At 69.5% G+C, this 13,298-nt stretch carries 15 protein-coding genes; 1 reads left to right on the forward strand and 14 read right to left on the reverse strand.

The genetic code is table 11. From position 1 onward, the window contains the following. Nucleotides 1-147: 147 nt before the first annotated feature. From CRP52_RS10975 to CRP52_RS40430, 3 genes are all read right to left on the reverse strand, one after another. Nucleotides 148-1,017: a 3-hydroxyacyl-CoA dehydrogenase family protein gene (locus CRP52_RS10975; protein WP_097236224.1), complete on the reverse strand. Its 870-nt coding sequence runs from the start codon at nucleotides 1,015-1,017 to the stop codon at nucleotides 148-150. 203 nt (nucleotides 1,018-1,220) lie between these two features. Further along, nucleotides 1,221-1,871 carry a response regulator gene (locus CRP52_RS10980; protein WP_097236225.1) on the reverse strand — a complete coding sequence of 217 codons (651 nt, stop codon included), beginning with the start codon at nucleotides 1,869-1,871 and terminating at the stop codon, nucleotides 1,221-1,223. Beyond that, complete coding sequence (locus CRP52_RS40430) at nucleotides 1,868-3,070, reverse strand: sensor histidine kinase (RefSeq protein WP_259470398.1); 1,203 nt, start codon at nucleotides 3,068-3,070, stop codon at nucleotides 1,868-1,870. Before CRP52_RS40430 ends, CRP52_RS10980 begins: the two co-directional genes overlap by 4 nt. Nucleotides 3,071-3,226: 156 nt before the next feature. On the opposite strand from CRP52_RS40430, the gene CRP52_RS10990 reads away from it, so the two are divergent. Then, nucleotides 3,227-3,823, forward strand: a complete 597-nt coding sequence (locus CRP52_RS10990; RefSeq protein WP_179852757.1) for a hypothetical protein — start codon at nucleotides 3,227-3,229, stop codon at nucleotides 3,821-3,823. Here the strand turns inward: CRP52_RS10990 and CRP52_RS10995 are convergent. The 11 genes from CRP52_RS10995 to CRP52_RS11045 all read right to left on the reverse strand — a co-directional run bounded on the left by CRP52_RS10995 (nucleotide 3,820) and on the right by CRP52_RS11045 (nucleotide 13,035). Then, nucleotides 3,820-4,392 (reverse strand): cob(I)yrinic acid a,c-diamide adenosyltransferase, encoded by a 573-nt coding sequence (locus CRP52_RS10995; RefSeq protein ID WP_097236227.1) that lies wholly within the window; start codon nucleotides 4,390-4,392, stop codon nucleotides 3,820-3,822. The genes CRP52_RS10990 and CRP52_RS10995 overlap by 4 nt on opposite strands. 22 nt (nucleotides 4,393-4,414) lie before the next feature. After that, on the reverse strand, nucleotides 4,415-4,915 hold the full coding sequence (locus tag CRP52_RS11000) for a DUF2550 domain-containing protein (protein ID WP_030057523.1): 501 nt from the start codon (nucleotides 4,913-4,915) through the stop codon (nucleotides 4,415-4,417). Nucleotides 4,916-5,063: 148 nt separating this feature from the next. After that, nucleotides 5,064-5,447, reverse strand: a complete 384-nt coding sequence (locus CRP52_RS11005; RefSeq protein ID WP_097236228.1) for a F0F1 ATP synthase subunit epsilon — start codon at nucleotides 5,445-5,447, stop codon at nucleotides 5,064-5,066. A gap of 184 nt (nucleotides 5,448-5,631) precedes the next feature. Beyond that, a complete protein-coding gene (gene atpD / locus CRP52_RS11010) occupies nucleotides 5,632-7,077 on the reverse strand; it encodes a F0F1 ATP synthase subunit beta (protein WP_097236229.1) in 1,446 nt (481 codons plus the stop codon). 2 nt (nucleotides 7,078-7,079) lie between these two features. Next, on the reverse strand, nucleotides 7,080-7,994 hold the full coding sequence (locus CRP52_RS11015) for a F0F1 ATP synthase subunit gamma (RefSeq protein WP_097236230.1): 915 nt from the start codon (nucleotides 7,992-7,994) through the stop codon (nucleotides 7,080-7,082). Nucleotides 7,995-8,026: 32 nt separating this feature from the next. Further along, nucleotides 8,027-9,601, reverse strand: coding sequence for a F0F1 ATP synthase subunit alpha (gene atpA, locus CRP52_RS11020; protein ID WP_097236231.1), 1,575 nt, complete (start codon nucleotides 9,599-9,601; stop codon nucleotides 8,027-8,029). Nucleotides 9,602-9,757: 156 nt separating this feature from the next. After that, nucleotides 9,758-10,573, reverse strand: coding sequence for a F0F1 ATP synthase subunit delta (locus CRP52_RS11025; RefSeq protein ID WP_097236232.1), 816 nt, complete (start codon nucleotides 10,571-10,573; stop codon nucleotides 9,758-9,760). Then, nucleotides 10,570-11,127 carry a F0F1 ATP synthase subunit B gene (locus CRP52_RS11030; RefSeq protein ID WP_097236233.1) on the reverse strand — a complete coding sequence of 186 codons (558 nt, stop codon included), beginning with the start codon at nucleotides 11,125-11,127 and terminating at the stop codon, nucleotides 10,570-10,572. The genes CRP52_RS11025 and CRP52_RS11030 overlap by 4 nt, the downstream gene beginning before the upstream one ends. Before the next feature lie 35 nt (nucleotides 11,128-11,162). Continuing rightward, nucleotides 11,163-11,399: an ATP synthase F0 subunit C gene (gene atpE / locus CRP52_RS11035; RefSeq protein ID WP_097236234.1), complete on the reverse strand. Its 237-nt coding sequence runs from the start codon at nucleotides 11,397-11,399 to the stop codon at nucleotides 11,163-11,165. 94 nt (nucleotides 11,400-11,493) lie between these two features. Then, a complete protein-coding gene (gene atpB, locus CRP52_RS11040; RefSeq protein ID WP_257032413.1) occupies nucleotides 11,494-12,306 on the reverse strand; it encodes a F0F1 ATP synthase subunit A in 813 nt (270 codons plus the stop codon). Between the two features lie 285 nt (nucleotides 12,307-12,591). Further along, entirely contained in the window at nucleotides 12,592-13,035 is a 444-nt protein-coding gene (locus CRP52_RS11045; RefSeq protein WP_097236236.1) for a hypothetical protein, read from the reverse strand. Nucleotides 13,036-13,298: the final 263 nt, after the last annotated feature.

Consider the following 13,298-nt stretch of genomic DNA (forward strand, 5'->3'; position numbering starts at 1 on the left):
TACGCAGGAAGCCTCCACACCTACGCTCGATTACCGCCCAAATCACCCGTCTGCGGCACCCGGCGTGAGGAAACTCACCCGCCCTCGGTGGAGCGGGCCGCACGATGCTCCGATCGCACGGCCCGCCCGGTCGTTCGCCCCCGTCGGCTACTTGCCCTCGTACGGGTAGAAGCCGCGGCCGCTCTTGCGGCCCAGGTCGCCGGCGGTGACCATGCGGGCCATGAGCTCCGGGGCGGCGAACTTCTCGTCCTGGGTCTCGGTGTAGATGTTGCGGGCGGCGTGCAGCAGGATGTCCACGCCGGTCAGGTCGGCGGTCTCCAGCGGGCCCATCGCGTGGCCGAAGCCGAGGCGGCAGGCGGTGTCGATGTCCTCGGCGGTGGCGACGCCCGACTCGTACAGCTTGGCGGCCTCGACGACCAGCGCGGTGATCAGGCGGGTGGTGACGAAGCCGGCGACGTCGCGGTTGACCACCACGACCTCCTTGCCGATGCCCTCGGCGTAGGCGCGGACGGTGGCCAGCGTCTCGTCGCTGGTCTTGTAGCCGCGGACCAGCTCGACCAGCTTCATCATCGGGACCGGCGAGAAGAAGTGGACGCCGACGACCGACTCCGGGCGCCGGGTGGCGGCGGCGATCCGGGTGATCGGGATGGCGGAGGTGTTGGAAGCCAGCACCGCGCCGTCCTTGGCGAGCTTGTCGAGCTCGCGGAAGACGGCCTCCTTGACCTCCAGCTGCTCGAACACGGCCTCGACCACGATGTCGGCCTCGGCGACGGCGCCCAGGTCGGTGGTGGTGGTGATCCGGCCCAGCGCGGCCTCGGCGTCCTCGGCGCTCAGCCTGCCCTTGGCGACGAACTTCTCGTAGGAGGCGCGGATACCCGCGAGGCCGCGCTGCAGCGCCTCCTCGGTGACGTCCCGCAGCACCACCGGGTGGCCGGCCTGGGCGGAGACCTGGGCGATGCCGGCACCCATCAGGCCGGCACCGATCACGGCGATCTGCTTGCTGGACGCGTTGCTCATGGCTGGGTCTCCCGATGCCGTCGCCGCCTCGCGGGCGGGCCCTGAAGGCGGCTCAGGGCAGGGGTGACCGCCGGAGAGCCGCATCGCTCGTCCCCGGGACTCTAGTGCCCGGATCCCGCCCGCAATAGCAATCGAGAGTGTGATCTGCAACCGACCTGGTCAGCCGCCCAAGTAGCCGATCGGAGGGTCGGACGGTCGGACGGTCAGATGGTCAGTCCGAGGTCCTGGGCGAGGATCGCCGCCTGCACCCGGCTGCGCAGCCGCAGCTTCGCCAGGATCCGGCTGACATGCGTCTTGGTGGTCGCCTCGGCCATCTCCAGCCGGGCCGCGATCTCCCCGTTGGACATCCCCGTCCCGAGGCAGGCCAGCACCTCCCGCTCGCGGCCGGTCAGCCCGGCCACCGCCTCCCGGGCCTCCGGCCCGACCTGCCGCTCCGGGCGGGCGAAGGCCCCGATCAGCCGCCTGGTCACCGAGGGCGCCAGCATGCCGTCCCCGCGCGCCACCGTCCGGATGCCCTCGACCAGGGTGTCCGCCTCCAGGTCCTTGAGCAGGAACCCGGCCGCACCCGCGCGCAACGCCCCGTAGACGTACTCGTCCAGATCGAAGGTGGTCAGCACGAGCACCTGGGCGGCCCCGGCGGCGACCACCTCGCGGGTCGCCGAGACGCCGTCCAGCCGGGGCATCTGCACGTCCATCAGCACCACGTCCGGCCGCAGTTCCAGCGCGAGCCGGACGGCCTCCTCGCCGTCGGCGGCCTGCCCGACCACCTCGAACTCCGGCTCGGCGCGCAGGATCATCACCAGCGCCGCCCGTACCGCCGCCTGGTCCTCGGCCACCAGCACCCGGATCGTCATGCCCGCCCCTCGCTCTCCTGCGCCCGCGGCAGCACCGCGCGCACGCTCCAGTACCCGTCCTTCGGTCCGGCCTCGAAGCTGCCGCCGAGCAGTCCGGCCCGCTCCGCCATGCCCACCAATCCGGCCCGGGCGCCGGGCAGTCCGCGGCCGGGCTCGTCCCGGTACGGGCTGTCGACGGCGATCCGCAGGTCCTCGGGCCCGAACTCCAGCCGCAGCCGGACCAGTCCGGGCGCGGCGTGCTTGAGCGCATTGGTCAGCGACTCCTGGACGATCCGGTACGCGGCCAGCCCGACCGGCACCGGCAGCTGCCCGCGCTCACCGTGCTCGGCCAGCTCGAAGTCCAGCCCGACGTCCCGGCCGGCCGCCCGGGCCTTCGCCAGCAGGGCGTCCACCGCGGCCAGGTCGGGCGCCGCGTACGACTCGTCGACCTCTCCCCCGCCACTGTCCCGGAGCAGTCCGATCATGCGACGCATTTCGGCCAATCCCTGGACGCTGTTCTCCCGGATCACCGCCAGCACCTCCACCAGCGGGTCGTCCTCGGGCAGGCTCCGCCGCCGGGCGACGGACTGCGCGCCGGTGGCGTGGATCGCGATCGCCGACAGGTGGTTGGCCACCACGTCGTGCAACTCCCGTGCCATCCGCGCCCGTTCGGCGCCCACCGCCTCCCGGCGGTCGAGCTCCGAGAGCAGCGCGGTCTGTTCGGCCCGCAGCCGCTCGGTCTCCGCCTCCTGCCGGTGCTTGCGCACCAGGTCGCCGGTCCACACCGGGGCCAGGAACACCAGCGAGCCGACCACCACGATCAGCAGTCCGGCCGCGGTGCCGCCCGCGTACCAGGCCAGGCCGGAGAGCACCAGCACGGTCGCGCCGCCGGTCAGGTGCAGCACCCGCGACATCCGCCGGGTGCCGTAGAGCACCGCCGCGTACAGCAGATCGGTGTACATGATCATCGTCGCCAGCAGGCTGCCGGAGAACACGCTGGCCGCGAAGGCCAGCCCGCCCACCGTCACCGCGAGCACCGGCCGGGTCCGCCGGACCAGTTCCAGCCCCGCCATCACCAGCATCGGCAGCGCCACCGCCCACAGCGGCAGGCGGTCGGCCCGGTCGTACACCTTGAAGGCGATCAGCACGGCGCCGCCGAGCAGCCCGGCCAGGGCGATCAGCCGGTCGAGCCGGCGCGGGGGGACGGACGGTAGGAGCACGTCCCCATCCCACCATTCCCGGCGGCCCACCCGGCTCGGGTCCACGGAGGAGGCCGCTACATCGAAAGATGCAGGCCCGGACGGCACCGCACGACGACGACACGGGCGCACCCGCGCACGAGGCTGGAGGCACCGCCGAACGCCCTGGAGCAGAACGTGATCGTCACCCTCATCGTCGCGGCCGAGATCTCCTGGTGGATCGTGCTCGGCCTCGCCCTCTCCGCCCGCTACCTGCTGCGGTGGCAGCGCACCAGCACCGTGCTGCTGCTCGGCCTCCCCGCGGTCGACCTCGCCCTGTACGCGCTCACCGTGCTCAACCTGCGCGGCGGCGCCGAGGCGAGCTGGGTGCACGCGCTCGCCGCGAGCTACGCCGGCTTCTCGGTCGGCTACGGCCCCTCGCTGGTCCGCTGGGCCGACCGGCACTTCCTGCACCGCTTCGCCGGCGGCCCCAAGCCGCTGCCCTCGCCGAAGTACGGCCCGGAGCGGACCAGGTACGAGTGGCAGGTCGCCGGCCGCACCGTCGTCTCCGCCGCGATCACGCTGAGCCTGATCACCCTGCTCGTCCCGCTCTCCGCGGGCTCGGCCCACTACGACACCTTCGCCCAGTGGTACTGGAAGCTCGGCATCGCGGCCGTGGTCAACCTGGTCGTGGCCGGCTGCTTCTCGCTCTGGCCCAAGGAGGCGCCGGAGGGCGTCCGGGTCGAGAACGGCCGCGTGGTGGCCGAGGAGAAGGCCCCGGCCGACCGGCTCTAGCGGTTCTCGCCCGGCACCCAGAGCACGTCCCCGCGCTCCTTGTTGGCCACCCGGGCCAGGATGAACAGCAGGTCGGAGAGCCGGTTGAGGTACTTCGCGGTCAGCGGGTTGACGGTGTCGCCGTGCTCCGCGATCGCCGCCCAGGTGGAGCGCTCGGCCCGCCGCACCACCGTGCAGGCCAGGTGCAGGTGGGCCGCGCCGGCCGTGCCGCCGGGCAGGATGAAGCTGCGCAGCTTCTCCACCTGCTCCAGGTAGTGGTCGCAGTCCCCCTCCAGCCGGTCGACGTAGGACTGCAGCACCCGCAGCGGCGGGTACTTCGGGTCCTCGACCACCGGGGTGGACAGGTCGGCGCCGACGTCGAACAGGTCGTTCTGGACCCGGACCAGCACCGCCGCCACGTCCTCCGGCAGCCCCCCGACCGCGAGGGCCACCCCGATCGCCGCGTTCGCCTCGTTGGCGTCGGCGTACGCGATCAGCCGCGGATCGGTCTTGGTGGTCCGGCTCATGTCGCCGAGCGCGGTGGTGCCGTCGTCGCCGGTACGGGTGTAGATGCGCGTCAGATTGACCATGCGGCCACCCTAGCCCGGCGGGTTAGGCGACGTTAACCCTCTGCCCGGGCGGGGCCGCCTCCAGCCAGGCGAGGAAGCCGGTCAGTGCGTCCTCGCTCATCGCCAGCTCCAGCGGCGCCCCGTTGTGCAGGCAGCGCAGCACCACCGAGCCGGAGAGCAGCGCCAGCTCCTCCTGGCCCTCCGGGTAGCGCCGGCCGAGCACCTCGATCTCCCGGCGCGGCAGCACCTTGCGCGGGCGCGGGGCGTACGAGAAGACCCGGAACCACTCGATCGAGTCGCCGCTGTACCGGCCGATACCGAAAACCCACCCCTTGCCGTCGGTCGGGGGGACCGGGGCGGAGGTGGGTTTGCCGTTCTCGTCGAGGTCGGGCTGCGTCGAGGCGTCCGCGGGCATTTTGAGCCGGTAACTGCAGTCGAACGTGCCGCCCACCCGCTGGATCAGGCGGCGGCGCACGGCGAAGGCCATCAGGCCGATCACACCCAGGGCCACGACCGCCGCACACACCACAAGCGCGAGGACCATGCTCACCTACCTCCTCGCTACCCGCGTTCCCCGTAGCGGTCGTATCAAGCGACCGCGCTGACCTACCAACTACGACGACAGTCCCGGGGTCACGCTCGCGCGTCCCCGGGACCGTCGGTCGACCCCGCCAAGCCGGGGTCCGGCACACTCAGACGTGGGCCTTGAGGCCGCGCGCCGCGAACAGCCGGACCTCGGCACGCCGCTCGGCGTGCGCGTCCAGGTCCGACTGGGCCTTCTCCAGTGCGCGCTCGGCACGCGCGACGTCGATCTCGTCCGCCAGCTCGGCGATCTCCGCGAGCAGAGACAGCTTGTTGTCGGCGAAGGAGATGAAGCCGCCGTGCACCGCGGCGATCACGGTGCCGCCGTCCACCGTGCGGATGGTGACCGGACCGGTCTCCAGCACGCTCAGCACCGGGGTGTGGCCCGGCATGATGCCGGTGTCACCGGAGGCCGTACGGGCGACGACGATGGTGGCCGCGCCGGACCACACCTTGCGGTCGGCTGCGACCAGCTCGACGTGCAGCTCAGCCAACGTGGGCTCCTAGGCTCATGCAACGCCCGATTACTCGGGAGTTTCGGTAAGAATAACGGCCCCGCGCCTCCGGCATGAAACCGGCGGCACGGATTTGACCGGAATCACAGCCGATGCGACGCGAGGGGTGGGTCCCAGGGCTGGGGCCCACCCCTCACGGTCACTCAGCTGCTACCGGCCGCGACTACTTCTTCGCCAGCTCGGCGGCGTTCTTCTCCAGGTCCTCGATGCCACCGCACATGAAGAAGGCCTGCTCCGGGACGGAGTCGTACTTGCCGTCCGCGATCGCGTTGAAGGCCTCGATGGTCTCCGACAGCGGCACGGTCGAACCCTCGACACCGGTGAACTGCTTCGCCACGTAGGTGTTCTGCGAGAGGAAGCGCTCGATGCGACGGGCACGGTGAACCGTGATCTTGTCCTCTTCGGACAGCTCGTCGATACCGAGGATCGCGATGATGTCCTGGAGGTCCTTGTACTTCTGCAGGATCCCCTTGATACGGATGGCCGTGTCGTAGTGGGTCTGCGCGATGTACCGCGGGTCGAGGATGCGGGACGTGGAGTCCAGCGGGTCGACGGCCGGGTAGATGCCCTTCTCCGAGATCGGGCGCGACAGAACGGTGGTCGCGTCCAGGTGGGCGAAGGTGGTGGCCGGCGCCGGGTCGGTCAGGTCGTCCGCGGGGACGTAGATCGCCTGCATCGAGGTGATCGAGTGACCGCGGGTCGAGGTGATGCGCTCCTGCAGGAGGCCCATCTCGTCAGCCAGGTTCGGCTGGTAGCCCACTGCGGAGGGCATGCGGCCGAGCAGGGTCGACACCTCGGAACCGGCCTGGGTGAACCGGAAGATGTTGTCGATGAAGAGGAGCACGTCCTGCTTCTCGACGTCACGGAAGTACTCCGCCATGGTCAGCGCGGAGAGCGCGACGCGCAGACGGGTGCCCGGCGGCTCGTCCATCTGGCCGAAGACCAGCGCGGTCTTGTCCAGAACGCCCGAGTCGACCATCTCGTCGATGAGGTCGTTGCCCTCACGGGTGCGCTCGCCGACACCGGCGAACACCGACACACCACCGAAGTTCTCGGCGACGCGGTAGATCATCTCCTGGATCAGAACGGTCTTGCCGACACCGGCACCACCGAACAGACCGATCTTGCCACCCTGGACGTACGGGGTGAGCAGGTCGATGACCTTGATGCCGGTCTCGAACATCTCGGTCTTGGACTCAAGGTCCTTGAACTCGGGGGCCTTGCGGTGGATCGGCCAGCGGACCTCGACCTGCTGGTCGAACTCCTTCTGGTCGACGTTCAGCACGTCACCGAGGGCGTTGAACACCTTGCCCTTGGTGATCTGGCCGACCGGCACGGAGATCGCGGCACCGGTGTCGGTGACCTGCGAACCGCGGACCAGGCCGTCGGTCGGCTGCATCGAGATGCCGCGGACCATGCCGTCGCCGAGGTGCTGGGCGACCTCAAGGGTCAGGGTCTTCTTGCCCGAGCCGTCGGGGTTGTCCACCTCGACGTGAAGGGCGTTGAACATCTCCGGAATCGCGTCGACGGGGAACTCCACGTCGACGACCGGGCCGATGACCCGCGCGACGCGGCCCGTCGCCGTGGTCGGCTCAACAGTGGTGGTCATACTCATTCGCTCCCGCGGCTAGCGTCGGCGAGGGCGTTGGCGCCGCCGACGATCTCGCTGATTTCCTGGGTGATCTCGGCCTGACGGGCCGAGTTGGCAAGCCGCGTGAGCGACTTGATGAGCTCGCCGGCGTTGTCCGTCGCGCTCTTCATCGCGCGGCGGCGGGCGGCGTGCTCGGAAGCGGCCGACTGCAGCAGCGCGTTGTAGATCCGGCTCTCGACGTACCGCGGCAGCAGCGCGTCCAGGACGCCCTCCGCCGACGGCTCGAAGTCGTAGAGCGGGAAGATCTCCGCCTTGGCCGGCGTCTGGTCGCTGAGCTGGACCTCGTCCAGCTTCAGCGGCAGCAGCCGGGCCTCCACCGCGTTCTGCGTCAGCATCGACACGAACTCGGTCGAGATCAGGTGGAGCTCGTCCACACCGCCGGTCTCGGCCGTGAAGGCCTCGATCAGGTCGGCCGCCACGGTCTTCGCGTCGCCGTAGGTGGGCTTGTCCGAGAAGCCCGTCCACGACGCGGTGATCGCGAGGTTGCGGAAGGTGTAGTACGAGACACCCTTGCGGCCGATGATGTACGTCACCACGTCCTTGCCCTCGGCGCGCAGGCGCTCGGTGAGCGTCAGCGCGGCCTTGATGGCGTTGGTCGAGTAGCCGCCCGCCAGGCCGCGGTCCGCCGTGATCAGAAGCACGGCGGCGCGCGAGGCGTTCGGGTTCTCGGTGGTGAGCGGGTGCTTGGCGTTGGACCGGGTGGCCACCGCCGTCACCGCCCGGGTGAGCTCATCGGCGTACGGAGTGGAGGCGGCCACCGCGCGCTGCGCCTTGACGATGCGCGACGCGGAGATCATCTCCATCGCCTTGGTGATCTTCTTCGTCGCGGTGACAGAGCGGATCCGGCGCTTGTAGACCCGAAGCTGTGCTCCCATGGGTCGTTACGTCCTTTCCCTCGCTACCGGACTCAGGCCTGCTCGGAGAGCAGCTTGCCGTCAGCGGTCTGGTAACCCTGCTTGAAGGCCTCGATCGCGGTGGTCAGCGCGTCGACGGTGCCGTCGGCCAGCAGACCGGTCTCGACGATGCCGGCCAGCAGGTCCTTGTGCTGCAGGCGGACGTGGTCCAGGAACTCGCGCTCGAAGCGGCGGATCTCGGCGACCGGGACGTCGTCCATCTTGCCGGTGGTGCCGGCCCAGATGGAGACGACCTGCTCCTCGACCGGGAACGGCTGGTACTGGCCCTGCTTCAGCAGCTCGACCATGCGCGCACCGCGCTCCAGCTGGGCCTTGGAGGCCGCGTCCAGGTCGGAACCGAAGGCGGCGAAGGCCTCCAGCTCACGGTACTGGGCGAGGTCCAGGCGCAGACGGCCGGCGACCGAGCGCATGGCCTTGATCTGGGCGGAGCCACCGACGCGGGAGACCGAGATACCGACGTTCACGGCCGGGCGGATGCCGGCGTTGAACAGGTCGGACTCCAGGAAGCACTGGCCGTCGGTGATGGAGATGACGTTGGTCGGGATGTACGCCGAGACGTCGTTGGCCTTGGTCTCGATGATCGGCAGACCGGTCATCGAGCCGCCGCCCAGGGCGTCGTTCAGCTTGGCGCAGCGCTCCAGCAGACGGGAGTGCAGGTAGAAGACGTCACCCGGGTACGCCTCGCGGCCCGGCGGGCGGCGCAGCAGCAGGGAGACGGAGCGGTAGGCCTCGGCCTGCTTCGACAGGTCGTCGAAGATGATCAGGACGTGCTTGCCGTCGTACATCCACTCCTGGCCGATGGCCGAACCGGTGTACGGGGCGAGGTACTTGAAGCCGGCCGGGTCGGAGGCGGGAGCGGCCACGATGGTGGTGTACTCCAGCGCGCCGGCCTCCTCCAGGGCGCCGCGGACGGACGCGATGGTGGAGCCCTTCTGGCCCACGGCGACGTAGATGCAGCGGACCTGCTTCTCCGGGTCGCCCGAGCGCCAGTTGTCGCGCTGGTTGATGATCGTGTCGACGGCCACCGCGGTCTTGCCGGTCTGGCGGTCACCGATGATCAGCTGGCGCTGGCCGCGGCCGATCGGGGTCATCGCGTCGATGGCCTTGATGCCGGTCTGCAGCGGCTGCTTGACCGACTTGCGGGCCATGACGCCGGGGGCCTGCAGCTCCAGGGCGCGACGGCCGGTGGCCGCGATCTCGCCGAGGCCGTCGATCGGGTTGCCCAGCGGGTCCACGACGCGGCCGAGGTAGCCGTCGCCGACCGGAACCGAGAGGACCTCGCCGGTGCGGCGCACGGTCTGGCCCTCTTCGATGCCGCCGAACTCACCCAGGACGACGACACCGATCTCGCGGGTGTCGAGGTTCAGCGCGAGGCCGAGCGTCCCGTCCTCGAACTTCAGCAGCTCGTTCGCCATGACCGAGGGCAGGCCCTCGACATGCGCGATACCGTCCGCCGCGTCAGTGACCGTGCCGACCTCTTCCACAGAAGCGGCGTCCGGCTGGTACGACTGGACAAAGTCGGCCAGCGCGTCCCGGATCTCCTCCGGACGGATCGTAAGCTCCGCCATCAGGCTTCCCTGCTCTCCTAGTTTGCGATCCTCGGCCCGCCATTGAGGGCCGCAAGTACTCGACTCTCGGCCGGGTCGTATGAACCGGCCGTACGTTTTGCCGGCTCCTTGGGGAGCCGGTTTCCCGACCGAGGGTCGGATGTGCTGCTCGGTTGCTCAGCCTTCGAGCGACTGGCGAGCGCCTTCGAGGCGGCTCGACACGGTGCCGTCGATGATCTCGTCGCCGATCTGCACCCGCACGCCGCCGACGACCTCGGGGTCGACGTCGATGTTCAGGTGGACCTGGCGGCCGTACATCCGGCCCAGAGCACCGGTCAGGCGCTCCTTCTGGGTGTCCGACAGCGGAACCGCGGTGGTGACCAGGGCCACTACCCGGCCGCGGCGCGCGGCGGCGAGCTTGGAGTAGGACTCCAGGCCCTGCTCAAGGCTACGGCCACGCGGCGCGTTCACGAGGGCGGTGACCAGCCGGACGGTGCCCGCGTTGGCGCGGCCGCCGAGCAGCTTCTTGATCAGCTCCGCCTTGGCGACGGCGCCGGCCTTCGGCTCGGTCAGCGCGGAGCGCAGCTCGTGCGAGCCGCTCACCACCCGGCCGAAGCGGAACAGCTCGTCCTCGACGTCGTCCAGGGCGCCGGCCTTGTCCGCGGCGATGATCTCGGCGTACGCGGCGAGCTCCTCGGTCGCGTCCACCAGGTCGCGCGAGCCCGACCAGCGGGAGCGGACCAGCCCGGAGACCAGGTCGACGGCCTCGCCGGAGACCTGACCGGTCAGCAGCGAGGTGACCAGCTGGGCCTTGTCCTGGCCCGACCGCGAGGGGTCGGTCAGGACGCGGCGCAGCGACACCTCACGGTCCAGGACGGCCGTGACGGCGGTGAGCTCCTCGGCGAGCTTGGCCGCGTCCACCGAGGTGGAGTCGGTCAGGCTCTCCAGGTTCTGCCGGCCGGCGGCGAGCGCTTCGCGGCTGGCGCCGATCACTTGGCCGCACCCTGAGCAACGGCGGCCTTGGCCTCCAGCTCGTCCAGGAAGCGGTCGACGACGCCGCTCTGGCGGGTGTGCTCCTCAAGGGACTCACCCACGATGCGGGACGCCAGCTGGGTGGCCAGCGAGCCCACGTCCTGGCGCAGGGCGGCAGTCGCCTGCTTCTTGTCCGCCTCGATCTGGGCGTGACCGGCCGCGACGATGGCCTCGCGCTGACGCTGGCCCTCCTCGCGCATCTCGGCGAGCTGGGCGGCACCCTGCTCGCGAGCCTGCTCGACGATGCGGGCAGCCTCGTGGCGCGCCTCGGCGAGCTCGGCGCGGTACTGCTCAAGCAGGGCCTGGGCCTCGGCCTGAGCGGCCTCGGCGCGCTCCATGCCGCCCTCGATGGCGTCCCGGCGCTCCGACAGCACCTTCTCGATGCTGGGGAGGAGCTTCTTGCCGAGCAGCCCGAAGACGATGAAGAAGCAGAGCAGGCCGATGATGATCTCGGGCCACGCGGGGAGGAGCGGGTTCATCTGCTCCTCGGCCGCGAGCGAAGCCGCGATGGTCATATCTGGACCTTCCTCAGAAAGGGGCTACGCCGGAATTACTTGCCGGTGCCGAACACGAACGGCATGACGATGCCGATGAGCGCGAGCGCCTCGGTCAGCGCGAAGCCGATGAACATGTTCGAGCGGATCAGGCCGGCAGCCTCGGGCTGACGGGCCATGGCCTGGACACCGTTACCGAAGATCAGACCGACGCCGATGCCGGGGCCGATGGCGGCAAGGCCGTAACCGACGGAAGCGATGGAACCGACGACGCCCTCAGCGATCATGGTCATTGCAGTTGTGTCCTTTGCAAGGGGTGGTGAACCGGTGGTGATTGGCCACCGGGCGATCCGGATGGTGGTTCACGGGAGGCCAGGGCCTCGGGGCTCAGTGCGCCTCTTCCAGGGCACCGGCGATGTAGCTGCTGGCCAGCATCACGAAGATGTAGGCCTGCAGGAACTGGACCAGCAGCTCGAAGGCGGTCAGGCCGACGGCGACGATGAACGAGGCCGAGCCGTAGAGCGCGCCCAGGGTCGGGCTGAGCAGGTACCAGGAGGCGATGGAGAACATCACGATCAGCAGGTGGCCGGCGAACATGTTCGCGAAGGCTCGGACCGCGAGCGTGAAGGGGCGCACGAAGATGTTCGAGAAGAACTCGATCGGCACCAGGATGAACATGACCCAGCCGGGGATGCCCGACGGCCAGCAGAGGTTCTTCAGACCGCCGACGAAGCCGTGCTTCTTGAAGGTCAGCGTCATGTAGGTGATCCACACGACGCCGGCGAGGCCGGCCGGGAACGCGATCGCCGCCGTCACGGGGAACTGCGCGAACGGGATGATCGACATGATGTTCATCAACCAGATGAAGAAGAACATCGAGACCAGCATCGGGACGTACTTCTCGCCCTTCTTGCCGATCGTCTCCAGCACGATGGAGCGCTTGACGAAGTCGTAGCCGATCTCGCCGACCAGCTGGAGCTTGCCGGGGACCAGGCGGGGCTTGGCGAACGAGGCCCAGAAGAAGACGACCACCAGCACTGCGACGATCATCGACAGCAGCATCGGCTTGTTGAAGTAGAAGCTGCCGATCTGGAAGATCGGCTTGAAGTCGAACTCGTTCAGACCCGGGGCCGGGAAGCCGCAGCCAGCATCCCCGAAGTGGCAACTGCCTGAGGCGAGGGACGTGAGGTCAGAACTCACCACGGACTCCTTCGTCGTGACGCATGGATACGGCAACCTCGGTGTGTCGGCGTGGCCTGAGGCCACGGAGCGGCACTGGAACTTGATGGGTTTCTCGCCGACCCCGCGCGGCAGTGGACTGCACCACAGCGGGATCATCGAAGACTGCGCGGATCCGGGGGGCGATCCGTCCGCTACTCGGACAGACCAGGCCTCTTCCCGTACTCCGTTGTTGCGACGGACGATAGCAGCCCGTCAGTGCGGCATAAACACCGCCCCCCTCGTTGGGGGGACAGTGAGGCCTCGTCACTGTTGACGCCCCTTGTCGGAGGGCTTGTCGTCCTTGTTTTCCGAGGCGTCGGTGTCGACGTAGAAGGTCTTGGCCTTGAGCGCGCCGCGCACCTGGAAGCCCGTCCAGATCAGGGCGCAGCCGAGCAGCGTGAAGGCGAACGCCTGTCGGTTGAACAGTTCGGTGTTCTTGAACACCGCGAGCACGATGCCGACCAGCAGGATCTGCGTGGTGTAGACGAGCAGCCCCGCGGCCATCATCATCTGCGGGTTCGACCTGGTCAGCCGGTCGAGCGCGATCTGGCCGAAGCTGAAGAAGGCCATCACGAGCACCGCGCCGAACAGGGCGCCGAGCAGCCCCTTCCCCTGGGCGACGGCATAGGAGATCGCCATGGCGATGATCCCGGCGACCGCAGTGGGAATCGCGGCGCCTCGGAGGATCCGGGCGTCGTTGGACGGCATGTCGGCAGCTCCGGCGGCATGTCGATGTGGCGGGGGACGGGCACGGGCGGTGGCGGGTGACACCGGACCGAGGCATCGCCGTTGGGGCCGTCCGCAGGAGCGACGAGCCCGTCGAGGGAGACCGACAGGGACGGAAGTCATCCACCTGTCAGGTTCTTTCGGCGTGTTCTCGGTACTCGTGAACGGTATCACAAACTATTTGATGAGAGCTTTACCATGAATGTGTGGCACCTGTCACACCGACGGCGCAGCGGATCCGCCGT

It is taken from the genome of Streptomyces sp. 1331.2 (assembly GCF_900199205.1).
GTDB lineage: Bacteria > Actinomycetota > Actinomycetes > Streptomycetales > Streptomycetaceae > Kitasatospora.